This window comes from Streptomyces sp. NPDC001832, assembly GCF_040297265.1.
Classification (GTDB): domain Bacteria; phylum Actinomycetota; class Actinomycetes; order Streptomycetales; family Streptomycetaceae; genus Streptomyces.
This window is the reverse complement of record NZ_JBEOYU010000007.1, coordinates 179672-195842: the sequence shown is the minus strand read 5'-3', so window position 1 is coordinate 195842 and position 16171 is coordinate 179672. Positions and strand designations below refer to the sequence as shown.

14 protein-coding genes are annotated in these 16171 nt (G+C 71.3%); 11 read left to right on the top strand and 3 right to left on the bottom strand.

The features are described from left to right. Window positions 1-1275 (bottom strand): amino acid deaminase/aldolase (locus ABT115_RS09020; protein WP_351785789.1); only part of this gene is annotated, 1275 nt, incomplete at its 3' end. A 604-nt stretch (window positions 1276-1879) separates the two neighbouring features. On the opposite strand from ABT115_RS09020, the gene ABT115_RS09015 reads away from it, so the two are divergent. From ABT115_RS09015 to ABT115_RS09005, 3 genes are all read left to right on the top strand, one after another. Further along, on the top strand, window positions 1880-2788 hold the full coding sequence (locus ABT115_RS09015) for a hypothetical protein (protein ID WP_502969050.1): 909 nt from the start codon (window positions 1880-1882) through the stop codon (window positions 2786-2788). Continuing rightward, window positions 2785-3975, top strand: coding sequence for a type VII secretion-associated serine protease mycosin (gene mycP / locus ABT115_RS09010; protein WP_351785786.1), 1191 nt, complete (start codon window positions 2785-2787; stop codon window positions 3973-3975). The genes ABT115_RS09015 and mycP overlap by 4 nt, the downstream gene beginning before the upstream one ends. A gap of 190 nt (window positions 3976-4165) precedes the next feature. Continuing rightward, window positions 4166-4942: an SseB family protein gene (locus tag ABT115_RS09005; RefSeq protein ID WP_351785783.1), complete on the top strand. Its 777-nt coding sequence runs from the start codon at window positions 4166-4168 to the stop codon at window positions 4940-4942. Between the two features lie 198 nt (window positions 4943-5140). Here the strand turns inward: ABT115_RS09005 and ABT115_RS09000 are convergent, their stop codons facing one another. After that, entirely contained in the window at window positions 5141-5503 is a 363-nt protein-coding gene (locus ABT115_RS09000; RefSeq protein WP_351785780.1) for a DUF1844 domain-containing protein, read from the bottom strand. 343 nt (window positions 5504-5846) lie between these two features. Between ABT115_RS09000 and infC the strand changes: the two genes are divergently transcribed. The 8 genes from infC to ABT115_RS08960 all read left to right on the top strand — a co-directional run bounded on the left by infC (window position 5847) and on the right by ABT115_RS08960 (window position 15214). Next, the gene (infC, locus tag ABT115_RS08995; protein WP_351785778.1) at window positions 5847-6533 is read left to right on the top strand and encodes a translation initiation factor IF-3; all 687 of its coding nucleotides are present in this window, start codon (window positions 5847-5849) and stop codon (window positions 6531-6533) included. Between the two features lie 120 nt (window positions 6534-6653). Next, window positions 6654-6848 carry a 50S ribosomal protein L35 gene (gene rpmI, locus ABT115_RS08990; protein ID WP_351785775.1) on the top strand — a complete coding sequence of 65 codons (195 nt, stop codon included), beginning with the start codon at window positions 6654-6656 and terminating at the stop codon, window positions 6846-6848. A 109-nt stretch (window positions 6849-6957) separates the two neighbouring features. Continuing rightward, window positions 6958-7341, top strand: coding sequence for a 50S ribosomal protein L20 (gene rplT / locus ABT115_RS08985; RefSeq protein WP_351785773.1), 384 nt, complete (start codon window positions 6958-6960; stop codon window positions 7339-7341). Between the two features lie 125 nt (window positions 7342-7466). After that, complete coding sequence (locus ABT115_RS08980; protein WP_351785770.1) at window positions 7467-8300, top strand: TrmH family RNA methyltransferase; 834 nt, start codon at window positions 7467-7469, stop codon at window positions 8298-8300. Window positions 8301-8482: 182 nt separating this feature from the next. Then, window positions 8483-9646 (top strand): sensor histidine kinase, encoded by a 1164-nt coding sequence (locus ABT115_RS08975; protein ID WP_351785767.1) that lies wholly within the window; start codon window positions 8483-8485, stop codon window positions 9644-9646. A gap of 144 nt (window positions 9647-9790) precedes the next feature. Next, entirely contained in the window at window positions 9791-10918 is a 1128-nt protein-coding gene (gene pheS, locus ABT115_RS08970; protein ID WP_351785766.1) for a phenylalanine--tRNA ligase subunit alpha, read from the top strand. Continuing rightward, the gene (pheT, locus tag ABT115_RS08965; protein ID WP_351785763.1) at window positions 10918-13470 is read left to right on the top strand and encodes a phenylalanine--tRNA ligase subunit beta; all 2553 of its coding nucleotides are present in this window, start codon (window positions 10918-10920) and stop codon (window positions 13468-13470) included. The genes pheS and pheT overlap by 1 nt, the downstream gene beginning before the upstream one ends. Before the next feature lie 349 nt (window positions 13471-13819). Then, window positions 13820-15214 (top strand): NsdA family TPR-like regulatory protein, encoded by a 1395-nt coding sequence (locus ABT115_RS08960; RefSeq protein ID WP_351785761.1) that lies wholly within the window; start codon window positions 13820-13822, stop codon window positions 15212-15214. An 8-nt stretch (window positions 15215-15222) separates the two neighbouring features. On the opposite strand, the gene ABT115_RS08955 is transcribed toward ABT115_RS08960, so the two are convergent. Further along, entirely contained in the window at window positions 15223-16083 is an 861-nt protein-coding gene (locus ABT115_RS08955; RefSeq protein WP_351785758.1) for a 3-hydroxybutyryl-CoA dehydrogenase, read from the bottom strand. Window positions 16084-16171: the final 88 nt, after the last annotated feature.

Here is a 16171-nt window from a genome sequence, read left to right as displayed (position 1 = left end):
GCCCACACCGACGCGGCCACCGGAAAGCCCTTCGTCGACATCGTGCAGGACCGGGCAGAACAGAAGGGAACAGGCCGCTGGACGGTGCAGATCGCCCCGGTACGTCGGCACGGTCGCCGTCACGTGGTCGCCCTCGATCAGCTGCAACTCGTCGAAGCGTTCGCACAGTTCACCGGCCTTCGCGTGCCGGAACCACACCTTGTCGCCGATCAGCAGATCGTCGGCCGGGGCACCGAGCAGCGGGGTCTGCACCTCGCCCGGCCCCTCCTGCGGGTCGTAGCGCAGTCCCTCCGGCAGATACGGGACGGGAAGCCGGTCCGCACCCGCGGGCCCGGACGCCGGATAGCCGCCACCGAGGACCGTCACCACACCCACACCCGGCCGGCGCACCACCGGCTGGGCGAACAGCGCAGCCGGACGCGCCGTGAACGACGTGTAGTTGTCGAACAGCCGCGGTACGTAGAGCCCCGACCCGGCCGCGATCTCGGTCACCGCGCGCTCCGCCGCCGTGTGCTGCACACTGCCGGTGCCGCCGCCGTTCACGAACTCCAGGTCCGGCGCCACCGCCCGTACCGCTCGCACGACCTCGGCCCGCCGGGCGGCCAGCTCCTTGCGGCCCGCGGCCTGTACCAGCCGGATCGCCCGGGAGCGCAGTGGCCGCCCCGCGATCGAATCCCCGACCCCGGCGATATGACCCTCGTACGCCATCAGACCAACCAGCCGGAAGCCGGGCCTGCGCGTCACCGAGCGTGCCAGTTCGGCCAGTTGGGCGGGGGAGCGCAGCGGTGAACGCAGGGCACCGATCCTGACGCGGCCGCCGAGCAGCTGCAGTGAGGTGTCCAGCTCCAGACAGACCCGGATCTCCTCGCGGCCACCGGCCCGTGCCGCGTCGATCAGCTCCAGCTGCGCGTGATCGTCCACCATCACCGTCACGGCGGCGGCCAGCTTCGGATCGGCGGCCAGCTCCGTGAAGGCGGCCCGGTCGGCCGACGGATAGGCCAGCAGTACGTCGTCGAAACCGGCCCGCGCCAGCCACAGAGACTCGGCCAGCGTGAACGACATGATCCCGGCGAACCCGGGCCGAGCGAGCACCCGTTCCAGCAGGGTCCGGCAGCGCACCGACTTGCTCGCCACCCGGATCGGCTTCCCCGCAGCCCGGCGGACAAGGTCGTCGGCATTGGCATCGAACGCATCCAGATCGACGATGGCGATCGGGGCGTCCAGATGGGCGGTGGCCCGGTTGTAACGGGTCCGGTCAGCGGCGCGGGCAGTCATGGCCGCAGCTTGCCAGACCGCCGTACCGCTGGGTAGGGGGATGATCTGCGCAGATCGTTCAGCGGCAGGTCGTCCCGCTCCCACCGGGGCCGTTCCACCCCGTAGAGTGACGGGCACGCGGCAACCAACGGGCCTGCCTGTGACGTCGATCCGCGCGCGGTACGGAACAGGACCAGGGGGGCGGATGAGTACCGAGGCGCAGCGCGCTCCTGTCCCGCCCCGCCCCACGTCCCCGCCACCCGCGCACCCCGTGCAGGCCCCTTCCGCGACCTCCGCGGGCGCACCCGCTGTGCCGCGCCCGAATACACCACGGCCCGCAGAGCCGACGCCGATGTCCGGCCCAGCGAAGCCGATGGGACCGGCCGCCCCGGTATCGATGCCCGCATTTCAGCGACAGGAGCCGGACCCGAATCCGAAGCCGGTCGCGACGCCTTGGCCGATGCCCGCGCCCGAGGTCCCGCCCGTGGAGACCACAACTCGGCTCAGGCCCGTGCCCCCGGCTCCCGCCCCCGCCGCGCCCGCGGCTGCCAACACCCCGCCTGCCACCGCCCCGCCCCGCCCCGAGCAGCCGCCCGCCGCGACCCGTCGGTGGCCCGTCGGCGCCGTGGACCTCACCCCACGCCCGGGGGCGAACCCACCATCCCCCGGGCCGGTGCACGTCCCGCGCCCGCACCCGTACCAGCAGCCGCACCCCTACCGCCATCCGCTCCCCGAGACACCCGTGGAGACCACCACCCGGCTGCGCCCCATCCGTACCCGTCACCCCATCAGGTCCGCGACCGCCGCGGTCTGTGTCGTGCTGGGGCTCGGACTGATCGGCGGCGCGGCCACCGGCGCCTGGCTCACCAGCGACTCCTCGGCCGACCCCGCCGCCCACAGCGTCTATACCGTGGGCCGCTCCGCCTGGCACAGCGTCCCCGTGGACACCCTCTTCCCACGCACGCTCAGCGGCGACGGAGCGGGACCCGGTGGCGCCGACCGGCTCTGGACCAGGGTCGCCGTCGCCCCGGACAGCGGCTGCAAGGCGGCCCTGGACCCGCTGCTGGCCAGGACACTCGGCCCGGTCGGCTGCGAGCGCATGCTCCGCGCCACCTACGCCGACGCCACCAGCAGCAGCGTCACCACGGTCGGGGTGATCTTCACCGAGGGCGACACCGAGGCCATGAGAGCGCTGAGTACCCGCTTCACCGACCAGCACCTCGACCGGCGCACCGACCTGATGCCCCCTACGTACCCCGTCAAGGGCACGGTCGCCGCCGGGTTCGGCGACCGGCAGCGCGCCAGCTGGACGGTCCACGTACTGACCGAGCTGCCCGCCGTCGTGTTCGCCGTTTCCGGGTTCGCCGACGGGCGTACGGTCACCGATCCGCAACCCGTCGACAAGGCGATGGCCGCGAACGCCACCACGGCCGCCGCCCAGGCCGGGCTCGGCCACGACGCCAAGGGAATCGCCGACCGGATCGAGCGCGGCCTGCGCCGGACCATCACCGACCTCACGGAGAAGCCGGAATGAGCCGCCGCACCCGCCGTGCCCTGGGTGCGGTCTGCGCTGCCACCGCGTTCGCGCTCCTGCCCGCGGCGCCGGCCAGCGCCGATGCCATCCGTGACCAGCAGTGGGGCCTTCAGGCGCTGCACACCGATCAGGCATGGCGGACCACCAAGGGCAAGGGGATCACCGTCGCCGTCGTCGACACCGGGGTCGACGGCAGCCTCCCCGACCTGGCGGGGCAGGTACTGCCCGGCAAGGACATGATCGGCTTCGGTGCCGGCCGCGGCGATCGGTCCTGGGCCCGGCACGGCACCGCGATGGCCGGGATCATCGCAGGTCACGGCCACGGTGCAGGAGGCGGCGACGGAGTGCTGGGCATCGCGCCCGAGGCGAAGATTCTCCCGGTCCGGGTGATTCTCGAAGCCTCCGACCCAGCCCGCGCCAAGGCCAGGGAGTCCCGCGGCACGGCTCTCGCCGACGGCATCCGCTGGGCCGCCGACCACGGAGCCGACGTCATCAACCTCTCGCTCGGCGACGACAGCGAGTCGGCGCACCCCGACTCGGGCGAGGACGCCGCCATCCAGTACGCGCTGAAGAAGGGGGCCGTCGTCGTCGCCTCGGCGGGCAACGGAGGCGAGAAGGGCGACCACATCTCGTACCCCGCCGCCTACCCCGGCGTGATCGCGGTCGCCGCCGTCGACCGGTACGGCACCCACGCCGCGTTCTCCACCAGCCGCTGGTACGCCACCGTCAGCGCCCCCGGAGTCGACATAGTCGTCGCCGCCCCCGACCGTCAGTACTACGTGGAGTGGGGCACCTCCGCCGCCTCCGCGTTCGTCTCGGGCGCGGTCGCGCTGGTCCGCGCCGCACATCCGGGGCTGACGCCCGCCCAGATCAAGCAACTGCTCATGGAAACGGCCCGCAGCGCCCCCGCGTCCGGCCGTGACGACGCCCGGGGGTACGGCGTCGTCGACCCCGCCGCGGCTATCAAGGCCGGAGCCACGCTCCGTCCCGCCGGCCTGCGTGCCGACTCCGCCGAGGCCGGCTACCGGAAGCGGTACTTCGGCCCCGGCCCCACCCCCGAGCACCATGGCAGCAGTCCCGCAGGCTGGCTCGCCCCCGCCGCGGGCGGCCTCGGAGCGGTCCTGCTGGCAGTGGCCGTGGTGCTGTGGCGCGGCAGGGGCAACAGGCCGGCCGCCGTAAGGCGCTGAACACCGCCCGAGTACTGCTTCACCCGGACCCGGCCGCATCCGCCCCACCGCTCATCGGCGTCACGGATGCGGACGGGTGCGGAGCCGTGGAATCCGTTCCGGGACGTGCCCCCGGACACCACAGCACCCGAGAACCGGCTGGGGCCGACCTGTTGCCAGGGCAGGAAACCCCAGGCACTACGCTCGCCCTGTGGCGCTGAAGAATATTCCGGACCCCGGTTACTCCGACGACGACGGCACAGCCGACCCTGCCCTGAGCGCGGCACTCGCCGGCTGGGCCGAGGACCGCAAGTCCATCGGCCCGGTACTCGAAGCTCTCAAGGGCGCCCGGCTCCTGGTCCCTGTCGTCGCCGTGCTCGGGGAAGTGGCGGAGGACGATGAGACGAGCCGCGAAGCGTCCGGCAACGGTGGTGGTGGGAGACGGGGGGAAGGGCTGCGTCGCGAGAAGACCAGCGACATGGCTGTCCCCACCCTTCAGGCGGGGGACCGTCGCGCCCTGCCCGCCTTCACCTCGACCGCCTCGCTGGCCCGCTGGGATCCGCAGGCCCGCCCCGTCGCCGTACCCCTGCACCAGGCACTGCAGGCCGCCGCGCACGAGAAGGCGGACACCGTCGTCCTCGATCTCGCCGGCCCGGTCGCATTCGAGCTGACCGGCTCCGCACTGCTCGCCCTTGCCGAGGGCCGCACCAGCGCCGATCCGCTGGACGACCCCGCGGTCATCTCGGCGGTACGGGACGCCGTCGCCGCCGAACCCGCGGTGCTCCGCGCCCACCTCGGTCCCGGCCGGGCCGACGGCACCCTGGCCCTCGTCCTCGCACCTGGTGCGAACCCCGCCGACGTGGCCCGCCGGGTTGCGGAAGTGCTGGCGGCCGACCACGTCCTGCGCGCCCGACTGGTGCGTGGCCTGGACCTGGCGCTGCTCCCCGCCGATGCGACCACGCCAGGTGAGCCCCTGTTCACGCGCTGACCACCCGACCCTTCCCCCACCCCCACGCCGGCTGCCATGCGAACCCGGCGGTGGCGCTGGGCACGCTGCCGTCGGCCGGACCGACGTCCGGGCCTCGTGCGCCAGCCGGCTCACCCGGCCCGGGGACAGGCAGGGAGGGCCGGCTGGCGGTGTGAGAAGTCGTGAGGTCGTATGGGGGAAGGCGGGCGGGTCTCAGTCTCAGCCGAAGACGGGGCCCGTGTACTTCTCGCCGGGGCCCTGGCCGGGCTCGTCCGGTACAAGCGACGCCTCGCGGAACGCCAGCTGCAGGGACTTCAGGCCGTCACGCAGCGGAGCCGCGTGGAAGGAGCTGATTTCGGTGGTACTGGCGTCCAGCAGGCCGGCCAGCGCCTGCACCAGCTTGCGGGCCTCGTCGAGGTCTTTGTGCTGGTCGCCGTCCTCGGTCAGCCCGAGCTTCACGGCGGCGGCGCTCATCAGATTGACCGCGACCGTCACGATCACCTCGACCGCGGGCACCTCCGCGATGTCGCGGGCCATGTCGTCGAAGCCGGGGGAATCGGTGGTGGGGGTCGCGTCACTCATGCGCCATACGATAGGCCCACTCCGGTACCGCCCTGTCTGCGGGAGCGATGGGCGACAGCTGGTTAGCGCACGCCCCGGGGAGCTGCTAGCCTTGTCTAACGACCGGCTGGGCAGCTATGTGCCCGGCCCACAAGTGGAGGCTCCGATCTCCCACCTGGCTGTCCTTTCGGACAGCGGGTCACCGGTCAGGTGGCGCCCATCGTTCCGTACGGACGATGGAGCCGCCGATGCGCCCCGCGGTTGGCCGCGGCGGTGTTCCGGTTGTTCCAGGAGCCCCGCCTGTGTCCCGTCCGGGGCATTTTTCTTGGCCCTCGTGCGGTTGGTCTCACGAAACAGACGTTACGTGGCTGTCCGCCAGGCGGCCGCGTGGTGCTACCGAGGAGGATCCATCAGCGCCGAGCCCCGCATCAACGACCGGATTCGCGTTCCCGAGGTGCGACTTGTCGGTCCCAGCGGCGAGCAGGTCGGGATTGTTCCGCTTGCCAAGGCCCTGGAACTCGCACAGGAGTACGACCTCGACCTGGTCGAGGTGGCGGCGACCGCCCGTCCGCCCGTGTGCAAGCTCATGGACTACGGGAAGTTCAAGTACGAGTCGGCCATGAAGGCCCGTGAGGCGCGCAAGAACCAGGCGCACACGGTCATCAAGGAGATGAAGCTCCGGCCGAAGATCGACCCGCACGACTATGACACCAAGAAGGGTCACGTCGTCCGGTTCCTCAAGCAGGGCGACAAGGTCAAGATCACGATCATGTTCCGTGGTCGTGAGCAGTCCCGCCCCGAGCTGGGCTTCCGACTGCTCCAGCGTCTCGCTTCGGACGTGGAGGAACTCGGCTTCATCGAGTCCAACCCGAAGCAGGACGGCCGGAACATGATCATGGTTCTGGGCCCGCACAAGAAGAAGACCGAAGCCATGGCCGAGGCCCGCGAGGCCCAGGCCGCCCGCAAGGCGGGGCGTCAGGGTTCCACTCCCGATGCCGAAGCTGCGGGCACGGCTGCCGAAGCGCAGCCCGAGACACCTTCCGAGGCGTGACCCCAAGGGCTGCCATCCAGGCGGCCCCGGGTCTCCCCGGAATCCCCACCAAGATCTGACGCCCCTGCTGTCCGGTGCCCGCACCGAGAGGGGCGCCACTGACGAGGAGAGAACGGCGCGATGCCGAAGAACAAGACGCACAGCGGTGCCAGCAAGCGCTTCAAGATCACCGGCTCCGGCAAGGTGATCCGTGAGCGCGCCGGCAAGCGCCACCTTCTGGAGCACAAGTCGTCCAAGAAGACCCGCTCGCTGACCGGCACGGTCGAGCTGGCCCCGGCTGACGCCAAGAAGGTCAAGAAGCTTCTCGGCAAGTGAGTCCGCAGCCTTCGGTGAATCCGTGGGCGGCGACCTCGACTCAGACCGGGACCAATTCGTTTCCGGGCCGTGTGAGTCCAACCACGGCCCCGCTACAAGGAGTTAAAAAGTGGCACGCGTCAAGCGGGCAGTAAACGCCCACAAGAAGCGCCGGGCAATCCTCGAGCAGGCCAGCGGTTACCGGGGCCAGCGCTCCCGCCTGTACCGCAAGGCGAAGGAGCAGGTCACCCACTCCCTCGTCTACAACTACAACGACCGCAAGAAGCGCAAGGGCGACTTCCGTCAGCTGTGGATCCAGCGCATCAACGCCGCTGCCCGCCAGAACGGCATGACGTACAACCGCCTCATCCAGGGTCTGAAGGCCGCCAACATCGAGGTGGACCGCAAGATCCTGGCCGAGCTCGCGGTCAACGACCCCAACGCGTTCGCCGCCCTCGTCGAGGTTGCCCAGAAGGCCCTTCCGAGCGACGTCAACGCCCCGAAGGCCGCCTGATCCAGGTCGCACTTCTTGGCTTCTGAGCCGGACCCGCAGGCGCTCGTCGTCTGCGGGTCCGGTGCGTTGCACGACATGTTCCGTACGTCCGTCACCTCCGTATGCAGAGAGGCTCGCCGCCGACCATGGGCACCCCCGAACTGATCTCCCCGCGATCGCCGCGCGTCACCGCCGCCCGGCGGCTGGCCAAGCGCAACTTCCGCGGCAAGGAGCGCAGGTTCATCGCCGAGGGGCCGCAGGCCGTGCGCGAGGCCGCCGAGCACCGCGGCAGCGACGGCGAGGCGACGCTGATCGAGCTGTTCGCCACCGTCGAGGCGGCGGAGCGGTACGCCGACATCGTCGCCGCAGCCCGCGCGGCCGGCGCCCGGGTGCACCTCGCGGACAGCGATGTGCTCGCCGATGTGTCGCAGACCGTCACCCCCCAGGGCCTGATCGGCGTCTGCCGCTTCCTCGACTCTCCGTTCGACGCCATCCTCGCCGCGAAGCCGAAGCTGGTCGCCGTCCTCGCCCACGTACGCGACCCGGGGAACGCCGGTACTGTGCTGCGCTGCGCCGACGCCGCGGGCGCCGACGCCGTCGTGCTCACCGACGCCTCGGTCGATCTCTACAACCCCAAGTCCGTCCGGGCCTCGGTCGGCTCGCTCTTCCATCTGCCGGTCGCCGTCGGTGTTCCGGTGGAGCAGGCCGTGCGGGGGCTGAGGGACGCGGGCGTACGGATTCTCGCGGCCGACGGAGCGGGCGACGACGACCTCGACGACGAGCTCGACGCGGGGACCATGGGCGGGCCGACCGCCTGGGTCTTCGGCAACGAGGCCTGGGGCCTGCCGGAGGAGACCCGGGCGCTGGCCGACGCCGTTGTGAGGGTGCCGATCCACGGCAAGGCGGAGAGCCTCAACCTGGCGACGGCGGCGGCCGTCTGCCTGTACGCCTCCGCGCGGGCTCAGCGCCCCCGCCACTGAGTCTTTCCTCCCGGACCGGACCGGTCCTTCAGGGTCGTCGTCCGACCGAGGCCATGTCCCGAACCTCGCGAACGCCGGACCGCAGCAGAGCGCCCCCGCGGGGTGTCGCTCCGTCACCGACCACTAGTAGGGTGACGGACTCGGGGGCCCACTGCACCGGTTCGAGAGGTGGGGTACGGGATATGGCTGGCGGCATGAGCAGGCCGCGCGGGACACACGCGGCCGTCGTGCGCGCCTGCGAGGACCCCGGCACGGCGGGCGACCCGGTCGAAGGACCGGACCTCGGACCCGCTGATGCGACCGTCGATCCCGAGGACCTCCCCGACGGCCTGGTCATCGCCGACGAGGCCGGCCGGGTCATCTGCTTCAATTCCGCGGCCGCCCGGATCACCGCTGTGCCCAGGGCCGCCGCTCTCGGTCACCCCCTGGAGCACGCGCTGCCGCTGGAGGACCTGAAGGGCCGCCGCTGGTGGGCCCTGACCGATCCGTACGGCGGCCTCGCCACCCGGGTCGGCCAGCCCGAGCGCAATCTGCTGCTGCCCGGCGGTCGCGAGGTCCTGGTCTCCGCACGGTACGTACGAGAGCACCCGACCGGTCCCGTTCGCCGTGTGGTGATCTCGCTGCGTGGCACCGAGGCCCGCCGCCGCACCGAACGCAGCCACGCCGAGCTGATCGCGACCGTCGCCCACGAGCTGCGCTCACCGCTGACCTCCGTCAAGGGTTTCACCGCGACGCTCCTCGCCAAGTGGGAACGGTTCACCGACGACCAGAAGCGCCTGATGCTCGAGACCGTGGACGCCGATGCGGGCCGCGTCACCCGGCTCATCGCCGAACTGCTCGACATCTCCCGGATCGACTCGGGCCGGCTGGAGCTGCGACGGCAGCCCGTGGACCTCTCTGCCGCCGTCGAACGTCACATCCAGGCACTCACCGCGAACGGCCAGACCCCCGACCGCTTCCTCGTCCGCACCTGCCAGCCGCTGCCCGCGGTCTGGGCCGACCCGGACAAGGTCGACCAGGTGCTCGGCAACCTGCTGGAAAACGCGGTGCGACACGGCGAGGGAACCGTCACCATTGAAGTGGCACCCGCACCCGCGAAGAGCGACGAGAAGGGAACGGCCGTCACCGTGAGCGACGAAGGCCCCGGCATCCCCGAGGAGTCGATGGGCCGTGTCTTCACCCGCTTCTGGCGGGGAAGCAAGCGCGGCGGTACGGGCTTGGGCCTCTACATCGTCAAGGGCATCGTCGAGGCGCATGGCGGCACGATCACGGTCGGCCGTGGCCCCGGCGGCGGTGCGGAATTCCGATTTATTCTGCCCGTGAGCACGCCGGCCTATTTGGTCTGAGCAGCCCACGGGCCTCCTACACATCCTGTGACCCTTAGACTCGACCTTTGGCACCTTTGCGTCCTCCAGTCGTCGAGCGGGGCCATGGGGGTCCGGGGTATCCCCGGCAAGCGCAGTACCAGCCAATCGGAAGCACGGGAAGAGATGTCGGCACCGAACAAGTCGTACGACCCAGTCGAGGTCGAGGCACTGAAACCGGAAGAGATCGAGCGCATGCGGGACGAGGCGTTCGCCGCCTTCGCCGCCGCCGGTGACCTCGACGCGCTCGCCCAGGCGAAGACCGCGCACACCGGTGGTACCTCGCCCCTGTCGCTCGCCAACCGGGAGATCGGCGCCCTGCCGCCGCAGGCCAAGGCCGAGGCGGGTAAGCGCGTGGGCCAGGCCCGCGGCGCCGTGAGCAAGGCCCTCGCCGCCCGCCAGACGGAGCTGGAGGCCGAGCGGGACGCCCGCGTACTGGTCGAGGAGGCGGTCGATGTCACGCTGCCCTACGACCGCACCGCGGCCGGCGCCCGCCACCCGCTGACGACCTTCATGGAGCGCGTCGCGGACGTCTTCGTGGCCATGGGCTACGAGGTCGCGGAGGGCCCTGAGGCCGAGGCGGAGTGGTTCAACTTCGACGCCCTGAACTTCGTGCCCGACCACCCGGCCCGGCAGATGCAGGACACCTTCTTCGTCCAGGGCGCAGACGGCGCCAAGAACGACGAGTCCGGTGTCGTGCTGCGTACGCACACCTCGCCGGTCCAGGCCCGCACCCTGCTCGACCGCGAGCCCCCCGTCTACGTCGTCTGCCCCGGCCGCGTCTACCGCACCGACGAGCTCGACGCGACGCACACCCCGGTCTTCCACCAGATCGAGCTGCTCGCCGTCGACGAGGGCCTCACCATGGCCGACCTCAAGGGCACCCTCGACCACATGGTCCAGGCGCTCTTCGGCCCGGACATGAAGACCCGGCTCCGGCCGAACTTCTTCCCGTTCACCGAGCCGTCCGCCGAGATGGACATGGTCTGCTACGTCTGCCGCGGCGCCTCCGTCGGCAACCCGGACCGCCCCTGCCGTACCTGCGGCAGCGAGGGCTGGATCGAGCTCGGCGGCTGCGGCATGGTCAACCCCAGGGTGCTCATCGCCTGCGGTGTCGACCCCGAGAAGTACAGCGGATTCGCCTTCGGGTTCGGCATCGAACGGATGCTGATGTTCCGCCACAACGTCGAAGACATGCGAGACATGGTCGAGGGTGACGTCCGGTTCACCCGGCCGTTCGGGATGGAGATCTGATGCGTGTCCCGCTTTCCTGGCTGCGGGAGTACGTCGACCTGCCGGCGACGGAGACCGGCCGTGACGTACAGGCCAAGCTTGTCGCCGTGGGTCTGGAGGTCGAGACCGTCGAGCAGATCGGCGCCGGCCTCAAGGGCCCGCTGGTCGTCGGACAGGTACTGACCATCGAGGAGCTGGAGGGCTTCAAGAAGCCCATCCGCTTCTGCACGGTCGACGTCGGCGACGCCAACGGCACCGGCGAGCCGCAGGAGATCGTCTGCGGAGCCCGTAACTTCTCCGTCGGCGACAAGGTCGTCGTGGTCCTCCCCGGCGCCGTCCTGCCCGGCGACTTCGCGATCGCCGCACGCAAGACGTACGGCAAGACCTCCCACGGCATGATCTGCTCCACCGACGAGCTCGGTATGGGCGACGACGGCACGCACGGCATCATCGTGCTGCCGCCGGAGCACGAGGCCGGCACCGACGCGATCGAGCTGCTCCAGCTCGTCGACGAGGTCCTCGACATCGCCGTCACGCCGGACCGCGGCTACTGCCTGTCCATGCGCGGCGTCGCCCGCGAGACCGCCATCGCGTACGGGCTGCCGCTGCGCGACCCCGCCCTCCTGGACGTGCCCGCGCCGAACGCGTTCGGCTACCCGGTCAAGGTCGCCGACCCGATCGGCTGCGACAGGTTCACCGCGCGCACCGTCGTCGGCCTGCGGCCCGAGGCACGCTCCCCGATCTGGCTGCAGCGCAGGCTGCAGAAGGCCGGGATGCGCCCGATCTCGCTCGCCGTCGACATCACCAACTACGTGATGCTGGAGCTCGGCCAGCCGCTGCACGCCTACGACAGCACCCGCATCGACGGGCCGATCGGGGTGCGCCGCGCCCAGCAGGGCGAGAAGCTCACCACCCTCGACGGCACGGTCCGCGTCCTGGACGCCGAGGACCTGGTCATCACCGACAACCGCGGGCCGATCGGCCTCGCGGGCGTCATGGGCGGAGCCAACACCGAGATCGCTGACGTCCAGGAAGGTGCACACAGCACCACCGAGGTCGTCATCGAGGCCGCGCACTTCGACGCGATCTCGATCGCCCGGACCGCGCGCCGCCACAAGCTGTCCTCCGAGGCGTCCAAGCGCTTCGAGCGCGGCGCCGACCCGCAGACCGCGGCCGCCGCCGCACAGCGCACCGTCGACCTGCTGGTGCTGCTCGCCGGCGGCACCGCCGAGGCCGGGGTCACCGAGGTCAGTGCCCCGTTCGCCCCCCGCACCATCGCGATGCCCGCGGGCCACCCCGACCGGGTGGCCGGTGTCACCTACGGCCGCGAGACCGTCGTACGCCGCCTCCAGCAGGTCGGCTGCGACGTCTACGGGCAGGACGAGCTCCTGGTCACCGTGCCGTCCTGGCGGCCCGACCTGAGCGAGCCGAACGACCTCGCCGAAGAGGTCATCCGGCTGGAGGGCTACGAGAACCTCCCGTCCACCCTCCCGACGCCGCCGTCCGGCCGCGGGCTCACCGACCGTCAGCGGCTGCACCGCAGGGTCGGCAGGGCGCTCGCCGGAGCCGGCTATGTCGAGGCGCTGAACTACCCGTTCACCGGCGTCGCCGTGCTCGACCAGCTCGGGCTCGATGCCGACGACGCCCGCCGCCATACGGTCGAGCTCGTCAACCCGCTCTCCGACGAGGAGCCGGCGCTGCGTACCACGCTGCTGCCGGGCCTGCTCGGCGCGCTGCGGCGCAACGACGGCCGCGGCAGCCACGACCTCGCGCTCTTCGAGACCGGCCTGGTCTTCATTCCCCAAGCTCCCAGCTCCGTTCGAGCAGGGGAGACCCCATTGGCCGACGGCGGGACGAAGGCCGTACGGCTGCCCGTCGACCGCCGTCCCACCGACGAGGAGATCGCGGCGCTCAATGCCACGTTGCCGCGTCAGCCGCGCCGCGCCGCCGTCGTCCTCGCGGGCGCCCGCGAGCAGGCCGGCTGGTGGGGCAAGGGCCGCCCGGCCGACTGGGCGGACTCCATCGAGGCCGCTCGTACGATCGCCCGTGAGGCGGGTGTCGAGGTGACTGTCCGGAGCGACCAGCACGCGCCGTGGCACCCCGGCCGCTGCGCCGCGCTGTACGTCACGGTGAACGGCGAGGAAACCCTCTTCGGGCACGCCGGTGAGCTGCATCCGCGCGTCATCAAGGAGCTCCACCTGCCGGACCGCACCTGCGCGATGGAGGTCGAGCTCGACGTCCTGGAGCAGGCTGTCGACGGCCCGCTCCAGGCGCCTCGGATCTCCGCCTTCCCGGTGGCGACCCAGGACGTTGCGCTGATCGTCGCCGAGAGCGTCCCCGCCGCCGAGGTGGAGCAGGCGCTTCGTACGGGCGCGGGTGAACTCCTCGAATCGCTGCGGCTGTTCGACGTCTTCACCGGCGACCAGATCGGCGCGGGCCGCAAGTCGCTGGCCTACGCGCTGCGCTTCCGCGCGGCGGATCGCACGCTGACCGTCGACGAGGCCACGGCCGCCCGCGACGCGGCGGTGGCGCTGGCCGCCGAGCGGACGGGCGCGGTGCTGCGGGGCGCGTGATGCCTCGCGCACCACAAGCATGATGAAGGGGCGTATCCGGTGACCGGATACGCCCCTTCCGTACTCGCCGAGCGGACCGAACCGCTCGTGGGCGTTCCCTGCGCCGTCCACGCCGCCACGGAGGGTCGGGCAGGCCGGCGGAGACGGACGGGCGCGGGTGCGGGTCGTCGACTGTACGAGGGGGAGCCGACGACCCGGCCGCCTCTTGCGAGGCGACTCATTCAACCGATCCGCACTCCGGCGCAACAGAGCGCGCAGCGGGACGGTTCGGGCACTCCGTTCACACCCCGTGTGAATCGTGCTCAACTGGTTCGGCACGCCTCGGCGTGCCGAACCACCGGAGGGGCGCATGGGGGCAACGGAGCCCAACATTCTGCTGGAGGCCCTGATCGAGGAGGCGGGCGTCTCCCGGGCGGGCCTCGCGGTGCACATCAACCGGGCCGGCAGCTCCCGCGGACTGTGCCTGCGGTATGAACACACCGCGGTGGCCCGCTGGTTGAAGGGGCAGCGCCCGCGCGGCCAGGTGCCGGACCTGATCTGTGAAGTGCTCGGGAAGCGGCTGAACAGGCCTCTTTCGCTGGACGACATCGGCATGGCGACCCCGGGCGCCGGCGCGGCCGGGCCCGGATCCACACTCAGCGGGTTCGTGGAGCGGGCCACCGCACTGTGGCGCTCCGACGAACAGCAGCGCCCGCACATACTCGCCTCGGCCGCCGTCACGGGCACCACTGCGGTGATGCCTGTCTGGGAGTGGGAGAACCCGCCGGAGGACGTCGATGTCTCCCGTAGCGGCACGACCCGGGTCAGCATGGCGGACATAGTGACCCTGCGCGCGGCCCGTGCACACTACGAACTGATGTACCGCAGGGCAGGCGGAATCGCGACCCGGTCCCGCATCGTCGGCTTCCTCAACGCCGAGACCGCCCCGCTGCTGCGCGGCGGCTACAGCGACGCGATGGGGCGCCAACTGCACCGGGCGACGGGCGGGCTGGTGGCGATTGCGGGCATCTGCGCATACGACTCCGACGCGCACGGGCTCGCCCAGCGCTACTTCCACCAGGCGCTGAGGCTGGCCAAGGCGAGCGGGGACCGGGGGCTCGGCGGCTATGTGATCGCCCTGCTGGTCAACCAGTCGCTGTTCCTCGCCGACTACCGGCAGTCGGTGGCCTTCGCGCAGGCGGCGCTACGGGCCGCCGGTCGGCACATCACTCCCGCGCTGGCCGCCGATCTGTACGCGATGCAGGCCAAGGCGTACGCCCACATCGGCGACGCCGCAAGTGCCCGGGAGTGTATCCGGCGCGCCGAGTCGGAGGCAGAACGCATCCGGCCGGGCCATGAACCGGACGAGACGGGGTACGTCCAGCCGGGCCTGGTCGATGTGCAGGTGGCCGAGGCCCTGCTCAGCCTCGGCGATCTGCCGGGGGCCAGGGAACACGCGGCGACGGCTGTACGGACTCCGGCGCACGACCGGGGCCGGGTGCACCGTCTGGCCATGCTGACCCATATCGAGCTGCGTCAGGGCGAGGCGGACCGGGCGGCGGCCACGGCCGTGGAGATGGCGGAGCGGGCCAGGGGCATGGAGTCGCAGCGGCTGCGTGACCGGCTGCGCGCGGTGCGCGAGGATCTGGTCGCGAGCGGCTGCGCCGACGCGGGCAGCGCCGCCGAACTGATCGACGGGGCATTGCGCGCACCGCCGCGAACGGGGCCGACCGGGGGTTTCCCGGCCGGCCCCGCAGGGCCATGAGTGACGGATCAGGAGTACGGGTAGAAGCCCGAGCCCGTCTTGCGGCCGAGGCGGCCCGCGTCCACCATCCGCTGGAGCAGCGGGGGAGCGGCGTACAGCGGCTCCTTGAACTCCGCGTACATCGAGTCGGCGACCGAGGCCACAGTGTCGAGACCGATCAGGTCGGAGAGCTTGAGCGGGCCCATCGGGTGGGCGCAGCCGAGCTCCATGCCGTTGTCGATGTCCTCGCGGCTGGCGATTCCCGACTCGAACATCCGGATCGCGGAGAGCAGATACGGAATGAGCAGCGCGTTGACGACGAAGCCGGAGCGGTCCTGGGCACGGATCGGGTGCTTGCCGAGGACGTCCTGCACCAGGGCCTCGGAGCGATTCACCGTCTCGTCGGACGTCGTCAGCGCGGGGATCAGCTCGACGAGCTTCTGCACCGGGGCCGGGTTGAAGAAGTGGATGCCGATGACCTGGTCCGGGCGCGAGGTCGCCACGGCCAGCTTCACCAGCGGGATGGAAGAGGTGTTCGAGGCAAGGATCGCGTCCTGCCGGGTCACCACCTGGTCGAGTACCTGGAAGATCTCGGTCTTGACCTGCTCGTTCTCCACGACGGCCTCGATGACGAGATCGCGGTCGGCGAACTCTCCGAGGTCGGTGGTGAAGCTCAGACGAGCCAGTGTCTCGTCGCGCTCCTCCGGAGTGATCTTGCCGCGTTCGGCGGCTTTCGAGAGGGAGTTGTGCAGCCGGGTGCGGCCGATCTCCAGCGCCTCGCCGGTGGTCTCGGCCACCTTGACCTCAAGACCGCTGCGGGCGCACACTTCCGCGATACCCGCGCCCATCTGGCCACAGCCCACCACTCCGACGCGTGCAATGTCGGCCATAGAGTCCGTCACCTCGTGCCTTTCGCTGTTCTCCGTGTCGCAGGATCCCGTCTGATTCCGGTGCCCGCCCCGACCCCCCGACGTTACT